Annotated in this window: 3 protein-coding genes; all 3 read right to left on the bottom strand. The window is 44.1% G+C overall.

What is annotated here, in order from left to right; genetic code table 11:
- A partial coding sequence (locus R7Z50_RS24460) for an HD domain-containing protein (RefSeq protein ID WP_318149341.1) occupies positions 1-402 on the bottom strand: 402 nt, incomplete at its 3' end.
- Position 403: 1 nt separating this feature from the next.
- Positions 404-988 (bottom strand): ribosomal protein S5-alanine N-acetyltransferase, encoded by a 585-nt coding sequence (rimJ, locus tag R7Z50_RS24455; protein WP_005458831.1) that lies wholly within the window; start codon positions 986-988, stop codon positions 404-406.
- Positions 989-1,024: 36 nt separating this feature from the next.
- Positions 1,025-1,186, bottom strand: a 162-nt coding sequence (locus tag R7Z50_RS24450; RefSeq protein WP_411979509.1) for a TyrR/PhhR family helix-turn-helix DNA-binding protein, incomplete at its 5' end; no start/stop codon positions are given.

Below are 1,186 nucleotides of genomic sequence, written 5' to 3'. Positions count from 1 at the left end.
CGCTTTTGCATATTTTGCATCATCACTCTGCGCGGCTTCAAATTCTTGCCAAAGCGCTAATAATTCTTGCCCTTGATCTGTAGGTAGCATACCAAATAAGCGTTCAGCGGCTTTTATTTCTTTTTCTGCTTGCTCTTTTGTAGCGGCAGTATCATAAACAAACGTGTCGCCTGCGTCGATCTCAACAACGTCATGTATCAATAGCATTTTCATCACTCGACAGATATCGACTGGTGCATTTGCGTGCTCTTCCATTAATACTGCCATCAATGCGACGTGCCAACTGTGCTCACCACTGTTTTCAAGACGACCTTCGGCGCTTTTCACCCGAGTACGACGCAATACGCTTTTGAGCTTATCAAGCTCAATGAGTAATGCTAACTGCTTTTCTAATCGATCCATATTAGCGCCCTTCTTGCTGCCAATGAGGGTTAGTTAATGATGTCAGCACATGATCTTGCCATTCACCATTGATCAAAAGGTAATCTTTTGCGTAACCTTCTTTGCTAAACCCGACAAACTCTAGCACGGCTTCACTGCGTTTGTTATGAGGCATATAGCCGGCTTGGATACGATGCATTTTTTGCACGTTAAACATGTAGTCGCATGCCATTTTTAACCCACGACGCATATAGCCGTGACCTTGTGCCTCTTCCGCCAAGGAATAGCCAACGTTACAGCTATAAAATGGAAAACGACTCATACTGCTGAATGAAATCGTTCCTAGCATGCGCCCTGTATCAACATGAATTAGCAAGCAATAGTAGCCAAGCCCCATGCGATGGAGCTCGTTCAACTTAATCAGTTTTTGGAGCCAACCATTAACAGAGAAAAACGCCTCTTCTCGCTTTGGTTCAAATGGCTTCAAATAATCGCGATTAGATTGAAAATACGCCGCAATCATATCGGCATCACCGATTTCAGCGGTTCGTAGAAGCAAGTCGCCGTCCAACTTGTGAACGGCGATTGATGAACTATGATCTTCCATTACAAACGACAACTTCCCTTTTCTTGATTACTCGCGTTAATTCTTACGAATCCCATAGTCACGTAACTTATTCGCAATAGACGTATGCGATACGTTCAAACGCTTCGCTAACTTACGGCTTGACGGGAACGACTGGTACAAACGCTCCAACACCTGGGATTCATAATCACGCATGATCTCGTCCAAAGAACCATCAAT

It is taken from the genome of Vibrio sp. 1249-1 (assembly GCF_033340495.1).
This window is presented reverse-complemented; position numbering and strand designations above follow the sequence as displayed.